The 20146-nt window shown below is 71.1% G+C and carries 12 protein-coding genes; 5 read left to right on the top strand and 7 right to left on the bottom strand.

The features are described from left to right. From ABIA38_RS26120 to ABIA38_RS26090, 7 genes are all read right to left on the bottom strand, one after another. On the bottom strand, positions 1-4103 hold a 4103-nt coding region (locus tag ABIA38_RS26120; RefSeq protein ID WP_424641258.1), incomplete at its 3' end, for an amino acid adenylation domain-containing protein. An 11-nt stretch (positions 4104-4114) separates the two neighbouring features. Beyond that, entirely contained in the window at positions 4115-11869 is a 7755-nt protein-coding gene (locus ABIA38_RS26115) for an amino acid adenylation domain-containing protein (RefSeq protein ID WP_424641257.1), read from the bottom strand. A gap of 43 nt (positions 11870-11912) precedes the next feature. Beyond that, positions 11913-13100, bottom strand: coding sequence for an NAD(P)/FAD-dependent oxidoreductase (locus ABIA38_RS26110; protein WP_424641256.1), 1188 nt, complete (start codon positions 13098-13100; stop codon positions 11913-11915). A gap of 85 nt (positions 13101-13185) precedes the next feature. Further along, entirely contained in the window at positions 13186-13416 is a 231-nt protein-coding gene (locus tag ABIA38_RS26105; RefSeq protein WP_424641255.1) for a phosphopantetheine-binding protein, read from the bottom strand. A 34-nt stretch (positions 13417-13450) separates the two neighbouring features. Next, positions 13451-15037: an amino acid adenylation domain-containing protein gene (locus ABIA38_RS26100; protein WP_424641254.1), complete on the bottom strand. Its 1587-nt coding sequence runs from the start codon at positions 15035-15037 to the stop codon at positions 13451-13453. Between the two features lie 97 nt (positions 15038-15134). Then, positions 15135-15845, bottom strand: coding sequence for an LmbU family transcriptional regulator (locus ABIA38_RS26095; RefSeq protein WP_424641253.1), 711 nt, complete (start codon positions 15843-15845; stop codon positions 15135-15137). A gap of 56 nt (positions 15846-15901) precedes the next feature. Continuing rightward, on the bottom strand, positions 15902-16117 hold the full coding sequence (locus ABIA38_RS26090; RefSeq protein WP_424641252.1) for an MbtH family protein: 216 nt from the start codon (positions 16115-16117) through the stop codon (positions 15902-15904). Between the two features lie 619 nt (positions 16118-16736). Here ABIA38_RS26090 and ABIA38_RS26085 point away from each other — a divergent pair. Genes ABIA38_RS26085 through ABIA38_RS26065 form a run of 5 tightly spaced genes read left to right on the top strand, consistent with a single transcriptional unit; the run spans position 16737 to position 20108 of the window. Beyond that, positions 16737-17648: a thiamine pyrophosphate-dependent dehydrogenase E1 component subunit alpha gene (locus ABIA38_RS26085; RefSeq protein WP_424641251.1), complete on the top strand. Its 912-nt coding sequence runs from the start codon at positions 16737-16739 to the stop codon at positions 17646-17648. Then, positions 17648-18628, top strand: coding sequence for an alpha-ketoacid dehydrogenase subunit beta (locus ABIA38_RS26080; RefSeq protein WP_424641250.1), 981 nt, complete (start codon positions 17648-17650; stop codon positions 18626-18628). The genes ABIA38_RS26085 and ABIA38_RS26080 overlap by 1 nt, the downstream gene beginning before the upstream one ends. Next, positions 18625-18873 (top strand): biotin/lipoyl-containing protein, encoded by a 249-nt coding sequence (locus ABIA38_RS26075; RefSeq protein ID WP_424641249.1) that lies wholly within the window; start codon positions 18625-18627, stop codon positions 18871-18873. The genes ABIA38_RS26080 and ABIA38_RS26075 overlap by 4 nt, the downstream gene beginning before the upstream one ends. Before the next feature lie 51 nt (positions 18874-18924). Continuing rightward, positions 18925-19173: a phosphopantetheine-binding protein gene (locus tag ABIA38_RS26070; RefSeq protein WP_424641248.1), complete on the top strand. Its 249-nt coding sequence runs from the start codon at positions 18925-18927 to the stop codon at positions 19171-19173. Then, on the top strand, positions 19170-20108 hold the full coding sequence (locus ABIA38_RS26065) for a 3-oxoacyl-ACP synthase III family protein (protein WP_424641247.1): 939 nt from the start codon (positions 19170-19172) through the stop codon (positions 20106-20108). Before ABIA38_RS26070 ends, ABIA38_RS26065 begins: the two co-directional genes overlap by 4 nt. Positions 20109-20146 lie beyond the last annotated feature (38 nt).

Genomic DNA, 20146 nt, shown 5'->3' with positions numbered 1-20146 from the left:
ACGTCGACACCGGCCAGGTCCAGGCGCACCGGGTACATCGCGGTGAACCAGCCCACCGTGCCCGACAGATCGGCGCCGGGCACCACGTGCTCCTCGCGCCCGTGCCCCTCCAACCGCACCAGCGTCGAGGACCCCTCCACCCCGCGCATCCCGCGCCATCGCGCCAGCGCCAGCGCCAGCGCGGCGAGCAGCGCGTCGTCGACGCCGCCGCGGAAGACGGCCGGGACCGTGTCCAGCAACGTCCCGGTCACTTCCGCCGGGACGGTGACACGCACCGTGTCGACGGTCGCCGCGACGTCCCGCGCCGGGTCCAACTCCCGGGCCCCGAGGACCGGTTCGTCCCCGGCCAGGATCCCCTGCCACACCGGGAGTTCCGCCACCCGCGCCGGGGCGGCGGCCTCGTCGACCAGGGCGTGCGCCCACCGCCGCAACGACGTACCCACCGCCGCCGACTCGGGCGTGTGGCCGTCCCGGACCCGCCGCCACGCGGACACCAGATCCGGCACCAGGATCCGCCACGACACCCCGTCCACGACCAGGTGATGCAACACGATCAACAACCGACCCGACTCCGCGGGAGCGTCCGAGGCGAACCAGACGAACTGCGCCATCACGCCCGCGTCCGGGTCCAGCCGACCCGCCGCCGCGTGCAACTCGCCCCGCACGTCCGCCCCCGCCCAGGGCACCTCGTGCACCAGCGCGCCGACGTCCACCGTGCCGACCGGCTCGATCCACAACCCCGACCGCGCCCGATCCAACCGCGACCGCAACACGTCGTGCCGATCCACCACCGCCCGCACCGTCGCGACCAACCCCGCCCGATCCACACCCTCGGGCAACGTCACCACCGCCGACATGCAGAACCGCCCGATCCCACCACCCGACGCCAATACGTGCGCGGCCGTCGGCGGCAACGGCACCCACCCCACCCCACCACCGGGCAACTCCGCCAACGTCACCCGCTCGTCCGCCACCCGCCCCTCGACCAACTCCGCCAACCGGGCCACCGTGCGATGCTCGAACACCTCCCGCGTACTCACCACCACACCCCGCGCCCGCGCCCGCGCCACCACCTGGATCGAACGAATACTGTCCCCGCCACTTGCGAAGAAGTCGTCGTCGACACCCACCCGCTCCACATCCAGCACATCCGCGTACACCTCGGCCAACACCCGCTCCGCCGCACCACCCGGCGCCCGGTACCCGCCACCACCGAACACCGGCTCCGGCAACGCACCCCGATCCAACTTCCCGGTCGCCGTCAACGGCAGGCGATCCAACACCACGAACAAGGAGGGCACCATGTAGTCCGGCAACCGCTCGGCCATGAACCGCCGCAGCTCCGCCACCGACACCCCGGCGTCCGCATCGCGGTCGCCGCCGCCGGCAGCACCGGAGACCGGCGCCACATAGCCGACGAGTCGCCTGATGCCGGTCCGGTCCTCGCGCACCGTCACCGCCGCCTGGCCGACCGCGGCATGCCGGCCGAGGACGGTCTCGATCTCGGTCGGATCGACCCGGATGCCGTTGATCTTGGTCTGGCCGTCGGCTCGTCCCGCGTATCGCAGTTGGCCGTCGTCGTCCCATCGGGCCAGGTCACCGGTGCGATACATCCGCGCACCGGCGGGCCCGAAGGGGCAGGCGACGAACCGCTCCGCGGTCGCCCCGGCGGCCCGGTGGTAGCCGCGGGCAACCAGGCCCGCGACATACAGCTCACCGACCACACCCGGTGCGACCGGCGCCAGTTCCGGTCCCAGGATGTGGGCGCGCATGTTGGCCAATGGCCGACCGACCGGAATCGCGCCGGTCCCGGTCCACCGTTGGGGAAGTGTGAACGTGGCGGCGTAGAAGCTCTCGGTCTGCCCGTAGGCGTTGACGACCCGGACCTCGGGCAGGGCCTCGCGCACCTTGTGCACCAGGTCCGCCGAGAGCGCCTCACCGGCGAGAATCACCGTCCGCACATCGAGTTCGAGGGCGCCCGGGCCCTTGCCGGCGATGTCGTCGAGCAGCGCGGAGAACACCGTCGGCACGGCACTGATCGTGCTGCCCGACCACCGGTCACGCTCGGCGAGTTCGAGCACGTCACGGACGATCTCGACACTCGCGCCCGAGGTCAGCGCGGTGAAGATCTCGAACACCGACACGTCGAAGTTCACCGAGGTCGCGGCGAGCATCCGGGAACCCGTCTCGACCTGCACCACCCGACGCAGGTCCCGCACACCGTTGACCACGGCGGCGTGGGTGATGGCGACGCCCTTGGGGGTCCCGGTCGATCCCGAGGTGAACATCACGTAGGCCAGGTGGTCCGGCCGCAGGCCGACGTCCGGCACGTCGACGGCGGGGCCGTCGAGCTCCGCGTCGTCGAGGTGGAGCACCGGCGATCGGCTCTCGGGCAGGGTCGGCGCGGTACCGCGATCGGTCAGCAGCAGTGCGGGAGCGGCCGTGCCGAGCAGCAGGTCCAGTCGTGCGGCCGGGTGTTCGGGGTCGATCGGCAGGTAGGCGCCGCCGGCCTTGAGCACCCCGAGCAGCGCGACCACCAGGTCCGCCGAGCGTGGCAGGGCCACGGCCACCAGGACGTCCGGCCCGACCCCGCGCTCGCGCAACACCACGGCCAGCCGATCCGCCCGGGCGGTCAACTCCCGGTAGGACAACGTGGTTTCCCCGGATATCACCGCAGTCGCGTCCGGGATCCGCAGCGCCTGGGCGGTGACCAGTTCCGGCACGGTCGTCGCTCGTATCGGTACCGTCGTCTCGTTCAGCCGGGCCAGCCGGTCACGTTCGGCGTCGGTGCGCACGTCCACTCCGCCGAGCCGGGTGCCGGGATCGGCGACCACCTGCCGCAACACCCGCACGTAGCGGTCGACGAGACTCTCGGCCGTGGTGTGGTCGAACAGTTCCGTCGCGTACTCGAGGCGCGCGTACGCCCGCCCGGACGGGTTCGGGACGATATTGAAGAACAGGTCGAACTTCGCGGTGCCGGTGCCCGCCGGAACGGGGGTGACCCGCAGCTCCGGCATGTCGATCTCGGACCACGCGAACTGCCAGGCCAGCATCACCTGGAACAGCGGCTGGTACGAGGTGGTGCGCTCCGGGCTCAGCAACTCCACCAGACGCTCGAACGGCACGTCCTGGTTGTCGTACGCGGCCAGGGCCCGGTCCCGCACCTGCTCCAGCAGCTCGCCGAACGACGGATTCCCCGACAGGTCCACCCGCAACACCCAGGTGTTGGCGAAGAACCCGATCAGATCCTCGAGTTGCTCGTCGGCACGGCCCTCGATCGGACTGCCGATGGTCAGGTCGTTGCCCGCGCCGAGATGATGCAGCAGCACCGCCAGCACGGCCTGCGCGACCATCGGCGCCGTGGCACCCCGGTTCGCGGCCAACTTCCCGATCCCGGCGAGCAGTTCCGCGTCCAACTCGAAGTCGACATGGCCGCCGCGATGCCCGGCCGCGGTCGGCCGCGGCCGGTCCAGCGGCAACTGCACCGGCTGCGGAACCTTGGCCAATTCCGCGCGCCAGTAGGCGAGTTGCTCGGCGGAGACGCTCTCCGAGTCGTCCTCCTCGCCCAGCACCTCCCGCTGCCACAGCGTGTAGTCCCGGTACTGCACGGCAAGCGGCTCCCACGCCGGCGCGCTCCCGCGCCGGCGCGCCGCGTACGCCGCCATCAGATCCCGCAGGAACGGCGCCATCGACGCCCCGTCCGCCGCGATGTGGTGGAACACGAACACCACCACGTGCTCCTGCGGTCCGACCCGGAGGACCGAGGTGCGCAGCGGGAGTTCGGTGTCCAGCTCGAACCCCTCGCAGACCACCGCGCGCGTCGCGGCCTCCACCACGTCCGCGGCCACGTCGACCACCGCGAACCGCGGGACCGCCTGCTCCGGGGCCAGGATCCGCTGCTCCGGCGTGCCGTCCGCGTCCTCGACCACCAGGGTGCGCAGGCTCTCGTGCCGAGCAACGACATCCGTCACCGCCGCGGCCAGGGCCGCCGCGTCCAAAGGCCCGTCCAGCCGCAGCACGAACGGGATGTTGTAGGTCGCGGACGGTCCCTCCAGACGATGGAGGAACCACAGCCGACGCTGGGCGAAGGACAACGGAATCATCGGTGCTTCTCCTACACGGTCATCTTGCGCAGTTGGGGGCGGTTCGATGTGGTCGACTTCTCGATCCGCGCCGCCAACTGGGCGACGGTCGGATTGCGGAACACCGTCGTGACCTTCACGTCGATGTCGAGTTCGTTGCGGATTCGGCCGATCAGCCGGGTGGCCAGCAGCGAGTGCCCGCCCTGTTCGAAGAAGTCGACGTCGATGCCGACCTCCGCGACCCCGAGCAGTTCGGCGAACAGCCGGCAGAGCACTTCCTCGTTGTGGTCGCGCGGCCCGCGTCCGGTCGCGGCTTCGGTGTGGTCGGGCGCGGGGAGCGCCTTGCGGTCGAGCTTGCCGCTCGACGTCGTGGGGAACTGGGCGAGCGGCACGATCGCCGACGGAACCATGTACTCCGGCAGCCGTCCCCGGACCAGCTCGGTCAGCGCCGCCAGGTCGAGCCCGGTCGGATCCGCCGAGCCGCCCGGCACCACGTAGGCGACCAACCGCTGGTCGTCGGCGCGGTCCTCGCGCACCACGACCACCGCGTTGTCCACGTCCGGGTGCGCGGTCAGCGCCGCCTCGATCTCGCCCAGTTCGATCCGGAAGCCGCGGACCTTCACCTGGAAGTCGGTCCGGCCGAGGTACTCGACCCGGCCGTCCCCGGTCCACCGCACCAGGTCCCCGGTGCGGTACATCCGTGCCCCGGCGGGGCCGAACGGGCAGGCCACGAACCGGTTCGCGGTCAACCCGGGCTGCCCCACGTAGCCCCGCGCCAGCCCGGCACCGGCGAGGTACAGCTCACCGGCGACCCCGGGCGCGACCGGGCGCAACGTCGCGTCCAGTACGTACACCCGGGTGTTCCAGATCGGTGCGCCGATGGGTACCCGGTCCGCGCCGGGTATGTGCTGCCACGCGGTGACCTCGACCGCGGCCTCGGTGGGGCCGTAGAGGTTGTGTGCGCCGCAGTCGGGCAGCAGGCCGGTGAACCTGTTGGCGAGCGTGGCCGGGAACGCCTCGCCGGCGACCTCGATCCAGCGCAGGCTGGTGCAGTCCTTGGCCGAGGGTTCGGCGACGAACGCCTCGAGGAGGGAGGGCACGAAGTCCGCGCCGGTCACCCGCTCCCGCCGGATCAGCTCGGCCAGGTAGGCCGGGTCCCGGCGCCCGTCCGGACGTGCGATCACCACCGCCGCCCCGACCTGCAGCGGCGCGAACAGCTCCGGCACCGAGACGTCGAAACTCGCCGACGTGCTGAGCAACACCCGGTCCTCGGCCGTGACGTCGAAGTGCGCGAGCCCCCACGCCAGTCGGTTCATGATCGACCGGTGCGACACCTGCACACCCTTGGGGCCACCGGTGGATCCGGAGGTGTAGATGACGTACGCGGCGTTGTCCGGCGACAACGACCGCTCCGGATTCAGCACCGGATACCCGGACACGTCCGGAAGCGCCCCTTCGAGCAGCAACAGCGGCTCGGCACTGTCCAGCACATGCCGCACCCGATCCTCGGGCAGGTCGGTGTCGATCGGCAGGTAGGCCGCTCCCGCCTTGACCACCGCGTAGATCGCCACCAGCAGATCCACCGAACGTGGGATCCGCACCGCGACCGACTGCTCGGGGCCCGCGCCCTGCAGGACCAGCCAATGCGCCAGCTGATTGGCCCGCCGGTTGAACTCCCCGTAGGTCAGCGTCTCGCCCTCGCCGATCAACGCGACCCGGTCGCGGTCCCGCTCCACCCGCGCCTCGAACGCGCCCGGCAGGGTGCCCGCGGCCACCGGATGCGCGGTGTCGTTGATCCCCCGCACCAACCGGTCCCGCTCCGCCGCCGACAACACCTCGACGGCGCCGACCGGCGTGGCCGGATCGGCGGCCAACTGCTCCAGCACCCGGACCAGCCGGGCGGCGATCTCCTGGGCCGCGTCCCGGTCGTAGAGGTTGTCCTGGTAGTCGAGGGAGAGCCGCAGGTAGGGGTCGGCGGCGTTGAGGGTGAGCGGGTAGTGCGAGCCCGCGAACGGCCGGATGCCGTCGATGGTGAAGCCCGCCGAGGTGTTCGCGTCGACCATGCCCTCGCGGTCGATCGGGTAGGACTGGAACACCACGATCGTGTCGAACAGGGCGGGCAACCCGACGCTGCGCTGGATGTCGGCCAACCCGTGGTAGCTGTGGTCGAGCAGCGCGGTCTGTCGCTCCTGCAGTTCGGTGATCACGTCGGCCACGCTGTGGTCCGGTCGGCAGAACACCCGGATCGGCAGGGTGTTGATGAACAGGCCGACCATCTCGTCCGAGCCGAGCAGGTCGGCCGGGCGGCCGTTGACGGCGGCGCCGAACACCACGTCCTGCCGGCCGGTCAGCTTCGACAGCAGGATCGCCCACGCGCCCTGCAGCAGCGTGTTCAGGGTGACCCCGAGTTCCGCGGCGCGCCGGGCGAGTTCGCGTCCCTTGTCGATCGACAGCGGTACCTCGACCCGCCCGAGGGCGGACGCCGCCTCCTTGAGGAGGGTGTTCGGCGCGACCAGGGTCGGCTGGTCGAATCCGGCCAGCTCGGCGGCCCACCGGGCGGCCGACGCCTCCCGGTCCTGTGCGGTCAGCCAGGCCAGGTAGTCGCCGTAGCTGCGGACCGGGGGCAGCTCGCGGGTCTCGGAGTACAGCCGGATCAGGTCCGTGATCACCAGCGGCGACGACCATCCGTCGAACAGGGCGTGGTGCGCGGTGATGACCAGTTTCGCCCGCTGCGGCCCGCAGGTGAGCAGCGCCAGGCGGATCAGCGGCGGCCGGGTGGGATCGAGTTGGTCGGCCCGGTCCTCGGCGAGGAACGTGTCGAGCGCGGCGTCCTGTTCGGGTTCGCTGCGGTCGGTCAGATCCAGGTGCCGCCAGGGCATGGCCAGTTTCTCCGGCACCACCTGCACCGGATCACCGCCGGCTGCGGTGGCGAACGCCGAGCGCAGATTGGGGTATCGCGCCAGCAGTGCCTGTCCGGCGGCGCGCATCCGCGTCGGGTCCACGTGTCCGGACAGGTGCAGCACGAACTGCATGTGGTAGACGTCGAAGGAGCCGTCGGCGAGCGCCGCCTGGAACAGGATCCCGGACTGCGAGGGGGGCATCGGCCACACCTCGGCCAGCCGGCCGTAGCGCGCCTCCCAGGCCTCGATCTCGTCCTGTCGCACCGGGACCAGCGGGGTGTCCGACGGCGTCAATCCGCCGATGTCCGGGCGTCGGGCGTAGTCGGCCATGCCGGACAACGTCCGCATCCACGACTCGGCCAGTGCGACGACCTCCTCGCGGGCCAGCAGCCCGCCGGGGTACATCAGGATCGCCTGCAGCCCGGTGTCCGTGGCGACCGCGCTGACCTCGAGCGCGGACAGCGCGGGCAGGTCCGGGTCGGGCGCCGGGATCAGCTCGGCGGACCAGGCCGCCGGTCCCCACCCGTTCGCGCGCAGGTGTTCGGGCACGTCGGCGTCGGAGATCCGGCCGAGGTAGTTGAACCCGATCTGCGGCACCGGGAGGTCGGCGAGTTGGTCGGCGGTCTCCGGGTTGAGGTAGCGCAGCAGTCCGAAGCCCAGGCCCTTGTCCGGGATCTCGCGCAGCTGTTCCTTGACCAGTTTGATCGCCTGCCCGGCCGCGGCGCCGCCGGCCGACACCTCGGCCCAGTCCACGCCGCGCACGTCGATGCGGGCCGGGTACATGCTGGTGAACCAGCCGACGGTCCGGGAGAGATCGGCCCCGGGGACGACCTCCTCCTCGCGGCCGTGCCCCTCCATCCGGACCAGGGTCGACCGGTCCGCGCCGCGCCGGTGGTTGATCGCCAGGGCCAGGGCGGCGAGCAGCACGTCGGTCCCGGTGCCCCGGAACGCCGCGGGCAGCGTGGTCAGCACCGCCTCGGTGTCCTCGGCGGACAGGTGCACCCGTACGTGCTCGACCGTGGACATCAGATCCACCGCCGGGTCGAATGCCCGGGCGCCCAGCGGGGGGTTCGGCGCCTCGAGCAGGTCCCGCCAGTACGCCAGTTCCGCTTCCCGCTCCGAATCGAGCGCCTCGTCCTGCAACGCCGCCGCCCAGCGGCGGGCCGACGTGCCGACCGCGGGCAGTTCGGGGGTGCGCCCGGAGCGGACCTGCTGCCAGGCCTCGGCGAAGTCGGACATCAGGATCCGCCAGGAGACCCCGTCCACCACCAGGTGGTGCAGCACCACGAGCAGTCGGCCGGCGCCGGACTCCGGGGCGAACCAGACGAAGGCCGCCATGGTCCCGGCTTCCGGGTCGAGTCGCCCGGTCGCCCGGTCCAGCTCCGCCTTCGCCAGGTCGAGCAGGGCCGGCTCCTCCCACCGACCGTCGCAGGCGACCCGGCGGATCAGGCCCTCGGCCCGTACGGTGCCCGGTGGGTGTGCGACCAGGCCGAGTTCGGCACCGCGGACCAGCTGCGCGCGCAGCAGGTCGTGCCGGTCGAGCACGGCGTCCAGCGTCGCGGTCAGGCCGCCGGCGTCGATGCCCGAGGGCAGTTCGAGCGCCATCGCCATCGCGAACCGGTTCGTGCCGCCGCCGTGCTCGAACACCTGCCGGGCCACCGGCTGCAACGGCATCGGGCCGACGCCGCCGCCCTCGTCCTCGGCGAGCGCGGGCGCCCGCTCGCCGCGGGTGGCGGCCACCTCGGCCAGTCGGGCCGCGGTGCGGCACTCGAAGATCTCCCGGGTGGTCAACTCCAGGCCCCGGGCCCGGGCCCGGGCGACCACCTGGATCGAGCGCAGGCTGTCCCCGCCCACGGCGAAGAAGTCGTCGTCGATGCCGACCCGTTCCACCCCGAGCACGTCCGCGTACGCCGCGGTGATGATCGCCTCGGTCCCGGTGCGCGGCGCCTGGTAGACCTCGCCCACGAACTCCGGTTCGGGCAGCGCCGAACGATCCAGCTTGCCGGTCGGCCCGAGCGGCATCCGGCCCAGGACCACGAAGGCCGACGGCACCATGTAGTCGGGCAGCCGGGCCGCGACGAACCGGCGCAGTTCGGCGGCCGAGGCACCGGACTGTACATCCACGTCGCCGATTCCCCCGGCGCCGTCGTCACCGACGCCGCCCTCGCCGGTGTGCACGACATATGCGACCAGCCGGCGCCCGCCCGAGGGCACCTCCCGGCCGACCACCACGACCTCGCTGATGCCCGGGTGTTGCGCGAGCGCCGCTTCGACCTCGGCGGTCTCGATCCGGAAGCCACGCACCTTCACCTGGCCGTCGCCGCGGCCCAGGCACTCCAGTTCGCCGTGCGCGTTCCAGCGGGCCAGGTCACCGGTGCGGTACATGCGCTCCCCGGCGGGGCCGAACGGGTTGGCCACGAATCGCTCGGCGGTCATCCCGGGTCGGCCGTGATAGCCGCGGCCCAGGCAGGTCCCGACCACGTACAGCTCGCCGACCACGCCCTGCGGCACCGGCGCCAGTCCCGGACCCAGCACGTAGGCGCGCATGTTCCCCAGCGGGGTGCCGATCGGCGCGACCTCGCCGGCCGCCCACTCCTCGGCCGCCGCCAGGGAGAATGTGGTGGCGTAGAAACTCTCGCTCTGCCCATAGGAGTTGACGATCCGCGCGCCGGGCAGCGCCGCGCGCACCTGCCGCACCAGCCGGGCCGGGAGCACGTCGCCCGCGAACACGACGGTACGCACACCACTCGTCCCGCCCAGGTGTTCCACCAGTTCGCCGAGCACCGAGGGCACCCCGCTGATCACGTGCCCGTGCCAGCCGTCCCGCTCGCCGAGCACCAGCGCGTTCGCCACCACCTCGGCGGTGCCACCGGTGGACAGCGCGGACAACAACTCGAAGACCGAGACGTCGAAGTTGACCGACGTACCGGCCAACATCCGCCACCCCGGCGGCGGCGCGTCCAACACCCGCACCAACTCGCGCACCCCGTTGACGACGCTGCGGTGGGTGATCGCCGCGCCCTTCGGCGTGCCCGTGGAACCGGAGGTGTACATCACGTACGCCAGGTTGTCCGGCGCCAACGGCGAGACCCGGCCCGCGTCGTCCGGCGCCCCCTCGGGCGAGTCCCATTCGGCACGGCGGTCGAGATCGACCGTCGCGATGTCGTTGTCCGGCAGGTCCCGCCAGGTCGCGGTGTCGGTGACCGCGAATCGCGGCGCCGCCTCGGACAACACACTCCCGGCCCGCCCGCCCAGATACTGCGGATCCATCGGCAGATACCCGGCACCGGACTTGAGGATCCCCAGCAGGCCCACCACCAGGTCCTCGGTGCGCGGCAACGCCAGCACCACCAGGTCCTCCGGCCCGGCACCACGCCGGACCAGCTCCCACGCGACCGCGTTCGCCCGCCGGTCCAACTCCCGATACGTCAACGTCCGGCCGTCGCACACGACCGCCGGCGCGTCCGGCGTCCGGGCCACCTGGCCCTCGAACAACCCCGGAACCGTCAGCTCCGACCCCGCCGCGGCCGTGTCGTTGAACCGCAGCAACAACCGATCCCGCTCCACCGCGTCCAGCACGTCGATCCCGCCGACCGGGCGCTCCGCATCGGCGACGAGCCGACCCAACACCCGAACGAAGCGGTTCGCGATGGCCTGGGCGGTGTCCCGGTCGAACAGGTCGGTGGCGAACTCGAGCCCGCAGTCCGCCGCGCCGGATCCGTTCGGGAGCATGTCGAAGAACAGATCGAACTTCGCCGTGCGGGTCTCGAGCCGCTCGGCCCGGACCTCGAGGCCGGGGAACTCAAGCCCCGGCACCGGCGGTTGCCAGGAAAGCATCACTTGGAAGTACGGGTTGTAGGCGGTGGACCGGTCCGGGTTCAGCAGTTCCACCAGCCGCTCGAACGGCATGTCCTGGTTGTCGTAGGCGGCGAGCGACCGGTCCCGCACCCGGTCGAGCAGTCGGCGGAAGGTGGGGTTCCCGGACAGGTCCACACGCAGCACCCAGGTGTTCACGAAGAACCCGACCAGGTCCCGCAGTTCCTCGTCGGTGCGCCCGGCGATCGGCGCGCCGATGGGGATGTCGTCACCGCAGCCGAGGTGGTGCAGGAGCACCGCCAGCGCGGCGTGCATGACCATCGAGGTCGTGGTGTCCGCCTGCGTCGCCAGCTTCTCCACGGACCGGAGCAGGTCGGGGTCGATGCGGAAGTCGACCCGATCGCCGCGGTGGCTCATCGCCTTCGGACGCGGGCGATCGGTGCCGATCGCCAGTGGTTGCGCCAGATCGGCCAATGCCTCGCGCCAGTACGCCAGTTGCCTGGCCTCCACGCTGTCCGGATCGGACCCGTCCCCGAGCACGTCGCGCTGCCACAGCGTGTAGTCCGCGTACTGCACCGGAAGCGGCTCCCACACCGGGGCCCGGCCCTGCCGGCGGGCCGCGTAGGCCATGGTGAGATCGCGGAACAGCGGACCGAAGGACTCCCCGTCCACGGCGATGTGGTGCGCCACCACCACCAGGGTGTGCGCGCGCGGGCCGCTGCGCAACAACCGGGCGCGGATCGGCACGTCGGCGGCCAGGTCGAAGGTCGCGGTGGCCGCTTCGTCGACCGCCGCCGCCAGTTCCTGCGTCGCGACCTCGACGAGCGGCAGGTCGAACGGCGCCCGACCGGATGGCAACACCTGCTGGTGCGGGACGCCGTCGTCGTCCTCGACGATCACCGTGCGCAGCACCTCGTGCCGGTCGACGACATCGCGCAGCGCCGACTCCAGCGCGCCCACGCTCAATTCACCGGTCAGCCGCAGGGCGAAAGCGCCGTTGTAGGTCGGTGAGGGGCCTTCGAACCGGTCCACGAACCACAGCCGGCGCTGCGCGAAGGACAACGGGATCATTGTGTCTCCAAATCGGCGGAACCACGAGGGAGCGAGTCGCCACTCAGTTCAGGTCGAGCAACGTCAGGAGTTCGTCGTTGTAGAAGTCGTCGATGGAGCACGCCCCCGACAGCGTCGAGAAGTACCGGTCGATCTGCTCCTGGTGTCCGACCAGTTTTTGCAGCATCTCGATCCGCCCCTCGGGCTTGAGCTCGGCCACGTTGAGCGCGCCCTGGTAGTGGCTGAGGGCTTCGCCGCTCAGGTCGTTCTCGTAGCGCCGCAGCGCCGACTTGAGCGCCGCGTCCTCGTGCAACCGCTCCCCGACGTATCCGGTGAGCGACTGGGCCTGGACGAAGGCTTCGGTGATCCCGCGGGCGGTGATCGAGTCCTTGTGGTTCACCGCGTCGCCGACCAGCACCCACCCGGGCCCGTACGCCTTGCGGAAGAAGTTCTCCTGATGGCCGGTGCCGTACAGCTGCTCCACCCGCTTGCCCGCCTGCATGCGCTCGTACAACTCGGGCACCGTCGTGCGGAATGCCTCGAGGTAGGCGGGTTCCACCGCCTTGCGGATGTCGTTGAACTCGTCCTGCGGGAAGTAGGCCATCAGCAGCGTGAGGCCGTCGTTGGTGGGGATGGCGCCGATCCAGCGCCCCGGCCGCTCGTAGAGCTCGAACTGGGTGGGCACGTCGGCCCAGTAGCTGTAGTAGGTGGTGGTCAGCCGCGGGTGCTCGACCACGTTCTGCGCGCCGACCTTGCGGGCCACCAGCGAGCGCATGCCGTCCGCGCCGACGACCAGTCGCGCATTGTCCGTGGCCTCGGCGCCGCCGGGCGTCGTGTACCGCACCCCGACCACCCGATCGCCGTCGTACACCAGGTCGTTGACCGCGCAGCCCTCCCGGAAGTCGACGCCGGCCGCCACCGCGCCGGCGGCGAGGATCGGGTCGAGCACGTAGCGCCTGGGCGCGTACGTCTCCCGCAGACCGTCGATCGGCAGCGAGAAGCCGTCGATGCGAACCCCGGGCCCCGCATAGCTCTGCCGGGTGATCGGCGTGCAGCCCGAGTCGCGGAGCCGGTCCAGCAGCCCCCACCGATCGAGCAGCGCCACGCCCTGCATGTGGATGTAGTGCGAGGACAGCGTGTCCTGCGGGAACTTCGCTTTCTCCAGGAGCAGGACGCGATAACCCTGCCGGGCAAACAACATGGCCGTCGGCGAACCCGCACAACGGGCACCTATGACAATGACGTCGTACATGGCGCCTCTCTTACCAGGTGGTTTTCGGATCCCGACGCGGCCCGCGGCCGGAAATATCGCTGTGGTCCGCCGAATTCGCCCGACGCTACCGAGTCGCCGCGTCCAGGGATTCGAGGTACGCGGAAATCGACGCCACCGTCGGATTGAGGAACATCTGGTCCACCGGAACCTCGAGGTCCAGTTCCTCGATGAACGCACCCTGGATTCTGGCCATAATCACGGATTGGCCGCCCAGGGCGAAGAAGTTGTCGTCGTCCGATATGTCGTCGCGCTGGAGTTCCCGGCACCAGATGGTGCGCACCCTTTCGGCAATCATCACAGTCCTCTCGGTTGTCATCAAGGTCCGTCGACTACGCCGTGGTGCCGCTGTCGGCATACCGGTTCCGATACGCCTCGACCAGTGCCGCCCGGTCCACCTTTCCGTGCGGACTCAACGGAATGTGTGGGATGTTGACGAACCCGGCCGGCACCATGTTGCGCGGCAGTGTCTCCAGGAGGCGGGCGCGCACGTCGTTCTCGGCGAGTTCGTCCCCCGTCGGGACGATGAACGCGATCAGCTCGGCATCGCCGGAGTCGGTGTACCGCACCACCACCGCGGCTTGCCGAACCCCGGCCAGCCGGCCGAGCGCGCGCTCGATGTCGGTGGGATCGATGCGCATCCCGCGCACCTTCACCTGCGCGTCCGTGCGGCCGACGACGACAAGTTCGCCGGCCTCGGTCACATAGCCGCGGTCGCCGGTGCGGTACAGCCGGCACGGCGCGCCGTCGACCACGATCGTGGTGAACCGCTCGGATTCGGGCCCGGTGCCGCCGAGGTAGCCGGCGCCGACGCTGGTCCCGGCGATGCAGATCTCGCCGTACTCCCCCACCCCGACCCCGCGCATCCGCTCGTCGAGCAGGTGCAGGTCGGTGTTGTAGGCGGGCCTGCCGACCGGTGCGATCTCGTGTTCGCCGGGCCGGTAGTCGGCGAGGTCGTACGACGACGCGACATCCGTACACTCGGCGACGCCGTACTGGTGCAGGAGGGTGCAGGTGTTCCCCGGGCGCCGCGCCCAGTCCGCGATACGTTCCACGTGCAGCGGCTCCCCGCCGAAGAGCACGTAGTCCAGCCGGCTGAGCGCGTCACCGCCGCGGGCGATCTCCCAGTCCACGAGCAGGTACAGCGTGCTGGAGGCGCAGTGCACGGTGCGGATCTCGTGCCGGGTCAACATCCGGTAGGCCAGCGCGGCGTCGAAGTTCCGGCTCGCCATCAGGTATTGGGTGGCGCCGCAGAACAGCGGCATCATCAGGCTGCGCTGGGACAGGTCGAATCCGAACGCGCTGACGACCAGGTTGTCCGACCCGGGATGCAGGCCGTATTCGAGCATCAGCCAGTTCAGCAGGTTGAACCAGCCCTCGTGGCGCACCGCGGTCAGCTTCGGCGTACCGGTCGACCCGGAGGTGAAGACCGCGTAGCACACGTCGTCCCCGGTGACCGCGATGTCGGGATCGCTCGCGGGCAGTTCCGCCAGGCGGTCGGCCCACTGTTCGAGGTCGACGACCTCGACGGCGGCCGAGGCGACCGAGCCGGCCGTCGCCGGGGAGGCCACGATCAGCGCGAGATCGGGCGTCTGCCCGAGCAGCAGCCGGAGTCTGGCCTCGGGGTAGGCCGGGTCGAGCGGTACGTAGGCCGCGCCCGCCTTGAGCGTGCCGAGGATGGCGACGAGGATGTCGATCGAGTAGCCGAGGCAGATGCCGACCTTCGTGCCCGGGCCGTGTCCGCGCGCGGTGAGGAAGTGCGCGAACCGGTTGGCCCGCGCGTTCAGTTCCGCGTAGGTCAGCTCCCGGCCGGCGCAGTGCACGGCGACCGCGTCGGGCGTGGCTTTGGCGTGTGCCTCGAACTGCTTGTGCACGACGGGCGCCGAGGGCAGGGCCACCCGCTTTCCCTGAAGGATCATCAACTGACTCCCATGTGACGGGTGTCCGGTCGGCCGAGCCGCCGACACACCACGGGGAAGGGGGCTTGGTCCGGCACGGCCAGTGCCGCGCCCGGCACTAGCCGGTGCGCCGTTCGGCGGCGTCGAGCACCCGGGTGACCCACTTGTCGACGGACAGACCGTGCGTGGCGGCGACTTTCGAGTAGTGCTCCAGTTGGCCGGCGTCCAGCTCGATGGTGAGCGTGGTGACCTGCCGCCGGCGCCGGTCGGCGGCCGTCGACTCGGCCGGCCGGCGGGCCTGCTGCGTGTGGTTGCCGCTGTTCGCGGGCAGCTCGCCGGCGTGGTTCTGCTCGGCCAGGCCGGCGCGAACCACTCTGCGGAGTTCGTTGCGCGACCACTTGCGTTGTTCGGCTTCGCGCAGCCAGTAGTCCTGCTCGGCCGGCGACAGGCGGGTCACCTCCGCGTGGTGGGCGAAGCTGAGGCTGTCCCACCTGCGGTGTTGCTCGAACCGCCGAGCCACCCACGCGTAGTTGCGCAGGGTCTGGTAGTCGAGCCCGGTCCGGTCGATCGCCTCCCGGTAGCGCCGCAGCCCGTACGTGGTCTCCCCGAAGATCAACCAGTCGGCGAGCCACCACGCCGAGGAGTTCGTCAGCTCGCGCAGGCCGGCCCCGATCCGCTCCCAGGACCGCTCCGCCAGGTTCGGCGGGAAAACCATCCCCGACTTGCGCACCTTCGCCTGAATCCCGACGAAGGGCAGCACCACCTCGCGCTGCGCGGGCTCGCCGGCGAGGCCCATCGGCCCCGCCCGGTAGCTGCTCGCGGTTCTCACTGGACGCCCCTCACAACCTTCGTCACCGTCGTTCCGCTTCGGGCCGCGACCGGCGGTCAGTCCGCCGCCATCGCCTCCCGCAGGCTCCTCGGGCGCAGGTCGGTCCAGTTCTGCTCGACGTACTCCAGGCACTCGGCCCGGGTCGCCTCGCCGAAGACCACCCGCCAGCCCTCGGGCACCTCGGCGAACACCGGCCACAGGGAGTGCTGGTCCTCGTCGTTGACCACGACTCGGAAGCGGCCGTTCTCGTCGTCGAAGGGGTTCGTGCTCACTGCCACCGTCCTCAACCGTCACAAGCTGACTCGTGGATGGGAAATTGCCAGGGTCAGGCGACCCGATAACCGTCGGGAAAAGACTCGGAATCGGAAACCGCCGGGGCCGGGGGACCCCGTGCATAACCGTCACGAAACCACTCGGATTCGGAAACCGCCGAGACCGGGACCGGGTTCGCCGTTCGGCGTCGTCCCGTCGACAGGACACCCGGCATCCGCACCCGGCCCGGAATGCTGACGCCACCGTAAGGACTCCACCGCCGACGCCACAAGCGACGGGATCACCCACCTCACCGTGGTCCGTCCGAACCTGTACCGCACCGGGGTTGTGTGCCACGATGGCCGAGCAGTGGCCCGCGGACGTGCCTTCTCGAATTCGGCTTCGGCCACTCTCCTCCCGCCGAGGCGATCGAGAGCGCGCCGTCGATTACGGTCCTGCCCGGGTGGCCCGCCGAGGCCTGATCTCCCGAGTGGAGAGACGAGATAAGAACCCCAACCCCAGCCGAACGGCGTCGCGCCCGCGACTGCCTGCGGGAATACGCCGGTTCCCGTTTCCCGACGGGAGGGCGTTCCGGGCGGCACCACGACAGCTCATCGACGACCCTACGACTGGTGATCAATGGTCTCGAAGGCAGAACCCGAATTCGCGACAGATCCGGACGACGACACACGACGGCTGCTGCTGCGCCACATGTTGCTGGCGCGAGGCGTCGACGAGGAGGCCCATCAGCTGCAGAAGCAGGGGGGGTTCATCCTCTGGCCGTCCCTCCAGGGGCACGAGGCCGCGCAGGTGGGCTCCGCGCTCGCGGTGGGCCCGGCGTCGACCGTCGTGCCCAGTTACCGCGAGCATGCGGTGGCCCTCCTGCGTGGCGTGACTCCCGAGGAGTTGGGCGCGCAGTGGGCCGGTCGCACGTTCTGTGGCTGGGATCCGTTCCGGGTGCGGTTCTTCCCCTACACGATGGTGCTGGCCGCCCAGACGCTGCACGGCGTCGGCTACTCGATCGGGCAACGCCTGCAGGGGCGCGAGGACTTCGTCGTCGTGTACATCGGCGACGGGGCCACCAGCGAGGGCGACATGTCGGAGGCGATGAACCTGGCCGCCGTCGAGTCGGCGTCCGTGCTGTTCGTCTGCCAGAACAACGGCTGGGCCATCTCGAAACCCAGCGAGGAGCAGATGCGCACCTCGGTGGCCGAGCGGGCCCGCGGTTTCGGCATCGAGTCCGTCGAGATCCCGGGTCACGACCCGGAAACCGTCTTCTCGGCCTGTGCCCGGGCCGCCGCGCACATCCGCCGGGAACGGGCGCCCTACCTCGTCGAGATCCGGGTGGGGCGGATCAACGGTCACACCACCACCGACGCCCAGGAGGTGTACCGCACCCCCGAGGACATCGCCCGGGCCAAGGCCGCGGACCCGGTGACCACCTACGCGGCCCGGCTGCGCGACCTGGGCGTGGCGGACCCCGCGTGGTTCGCGGCCGTCGACGCGGAAGTACGGGAGCTGCGCGAGCGGTTGATGAAGGAGTACGCCTGATGAGCACCGTGCGCTCCGCCTGCCTGGCGGAGTCGATCAACGCGACCCTCGCCGACCTGCTCGAACAGGATCCGCGACTGCTGCTGCTCGGCGAGGACATCGGCCGCCTGGGTGGCGTGTTCCGGGTGACCCGGGGCCTTCGGGACCGCTTCGGCGCGGACCGGGTGCGCGACTCGCTGCTGGCCGAGTCGACCATCATCGGCCAGGCCGTCGGCATGACGATGAGCGGCCTGGTACCGGTCTGCGAGATCCAGTTCGACGGGTTCACCTACCCCGGGGTGAACCAACTGGTCACCCAGGCGGCCCGGATCGCGGACCGGTGGAACGGACGGGTCGAACCGAGCCTGGTGGTGCGCATCCCCACCGGCGGCGGGACCCGGGGCGTCGAGCACCACGGCGAATCCAACGAGGCGCTGTTCGCCCGCGTCCCGGGAATCTCGGTGGCGTGCCCCTCCACCGGCGAGGACGCCGACCAGATCCTGCGGTACGCGGTGACGCTCGGTTCGCCCGTGGTGGTGTACGAGCCGATCCGCCTGTACTGGCGGCGGAACACGCCCGCCCGGGACCCCGAGCCGGCGCGCTCGCCCACCGCGGCCCGGATCGTGCGCCGCGGCACGGACCTGACGATCGCCACGTTCGGCGCGATCACCCACGACGTGCTGGAGGCGGCGACCGCGCTCGCCCCCGATGTCGACGTCGAGGTGGTGGACCTGCGCTGGGTGGCCCCGCTCGACATGGGCACGGTGTTGGAGTCCGTCGCCCGCACCGGGCGGCTGCTGATCGTGCACGAGGGGTCGAAGGACGTCGGCATCGGTGCCGAAATCGCCGCGTCGGTGGCCGAGCACGGCTTCGACGTGCTCCGCGGCCCGGTCCGCCGGCTGGCGCCGGACCGCCGCGTCTACCCCCCGGCGAACTTCGAGAAGGACTACCTGATCGGTGTGCAGGAGATCAAGGACGAGGTGCTGGTGATGACGAAGTGAGCGACTCTCTCGTGGACATGCACGTTCCCGGCTTCGGCCAGAGCCTCGACGAGGCCCTGCTGATCGAGTGGGTCGCCGGGGTCGGCGACCGGGTCGAGCGCGGGGATGTGATCGCGGTCGTGGAGACCGACAAGGCGAGCACGGAGGTCGTGGCGGAGCGCGGCGGACGGGTCGCGGTGCACTCCGCGACGGTCGGCACGATCCTCAAGACCGGCGACGTGCTGTACCGCTTGGCCACCGACTGACTCGCCGCGCCCCGGGATCCAACGATCCGGTCACCCGAACGGAGAAGGAACATGAGCGACATCGAAACCCGCATCGCGGACACCATGCTGGCCAAACTGCGCGAGCGCGACCCGTCGTTGGGCCCCGACGACCTGGCCCGGCCGGTCGCCGACCTCGACCTCGACTCGCTCGACCTGGTCGAGTTGCACCAACAGTTGGAACGTGAACTCCAGGTCAAGGGCGACCTGAAGGACACCGCGGGCTTCGCCTTCCTGGACGACTTCGGCACCTACTTCGTCAAGCTGGCGAGCCGGGGATGAGCGCGGGCATCGTCGACCTCGCCACCGCGAAACCGGGCCGGACGATCGACAACGACCACTTCGCGTCGATCGGGCTCACCGACGCGTGGATCCGGCGCCGCAGCGGCATCGCGGCCCGCTCCTGGCTGCCGGACGAGACCCCGCTCACCGAGGTCGCGGCGGAGGCCTGCGCGCCGATCGTGACCAGGATGGCGGACCCCTCCTCGGTCGGCGCCCTGATCGTGGTCAGCACCTCGGTACGGCAGCGCATCCCGGGCATCGCCCCGAAGGTGGCCCAACTCGCCGGGTTGGGGCCCTCGGTGCTGACCTTCGACCTGAACGCGGCCTGCTGCGGCTTCGTCTACGGGCTGATCACCGGGCTCTCGCTGTGCGACGCCGGCCAGGCGCGGTCGGTCCTGGTGTGCTCGGTGGAGGCCATGTCCCGGCTGGTGGACCGCACGGACCGGCAGACGGCGTGCCTGTTCGGCGACGGCGCCGCGGCCGTCCTGCTCGAGGAGCGCGCGGAGTTCACCGGCTTTCGCCAGGTCGCCGGTTGCGACGGCGCCCAGGAGGGGCTGATGCGCGAGACCGACGCGGGCGGCATCCATCTCGACGGGACGCAAGTCTACGACCGCGCGGTGCGCCGGATGTCGGAGTCCGCGCAGTACCTCTTCGACCACGGTCCCGCGCCGACCGTGCTGATCGGCCACCAGGCGAACGGCCGCATCCTGGAACAGGTTCGCGCCTTCTCCGCCCATCTCGGCGTGCCCTTCGTGAACCGGATCGAGAACTCCGGGAACACCTCGTCCGCGACGATCCCGCTGGCGTTCGCCGCCGAGTTGGACGCCGGTTCCCTCCCCGCCGCGGGCCGACTCGGCGCCGTGGCCTACGGCGCGGGCGAGGCGTGGGGCGGCGTCTCGGTGGACTACCGGATGCCGGCCGGCACCACCCCCTGACCGCGCCGGGATCGCGGGAACGTACTCGATCACAGGAG

This window comes from Embleya sp. AB8 (genome assembly GCF_049739465.1).
Lineage (GTDB): Bacteria > Actinomycetota > Actinomycetes > Streptomycetales > Streptomycetaceae > Embleya.
The sequence above is the reverse complement of the archived record's forward strand: the minus strand, read 5'-3'. Positions and strand labels throughout refer to the sequence as shown.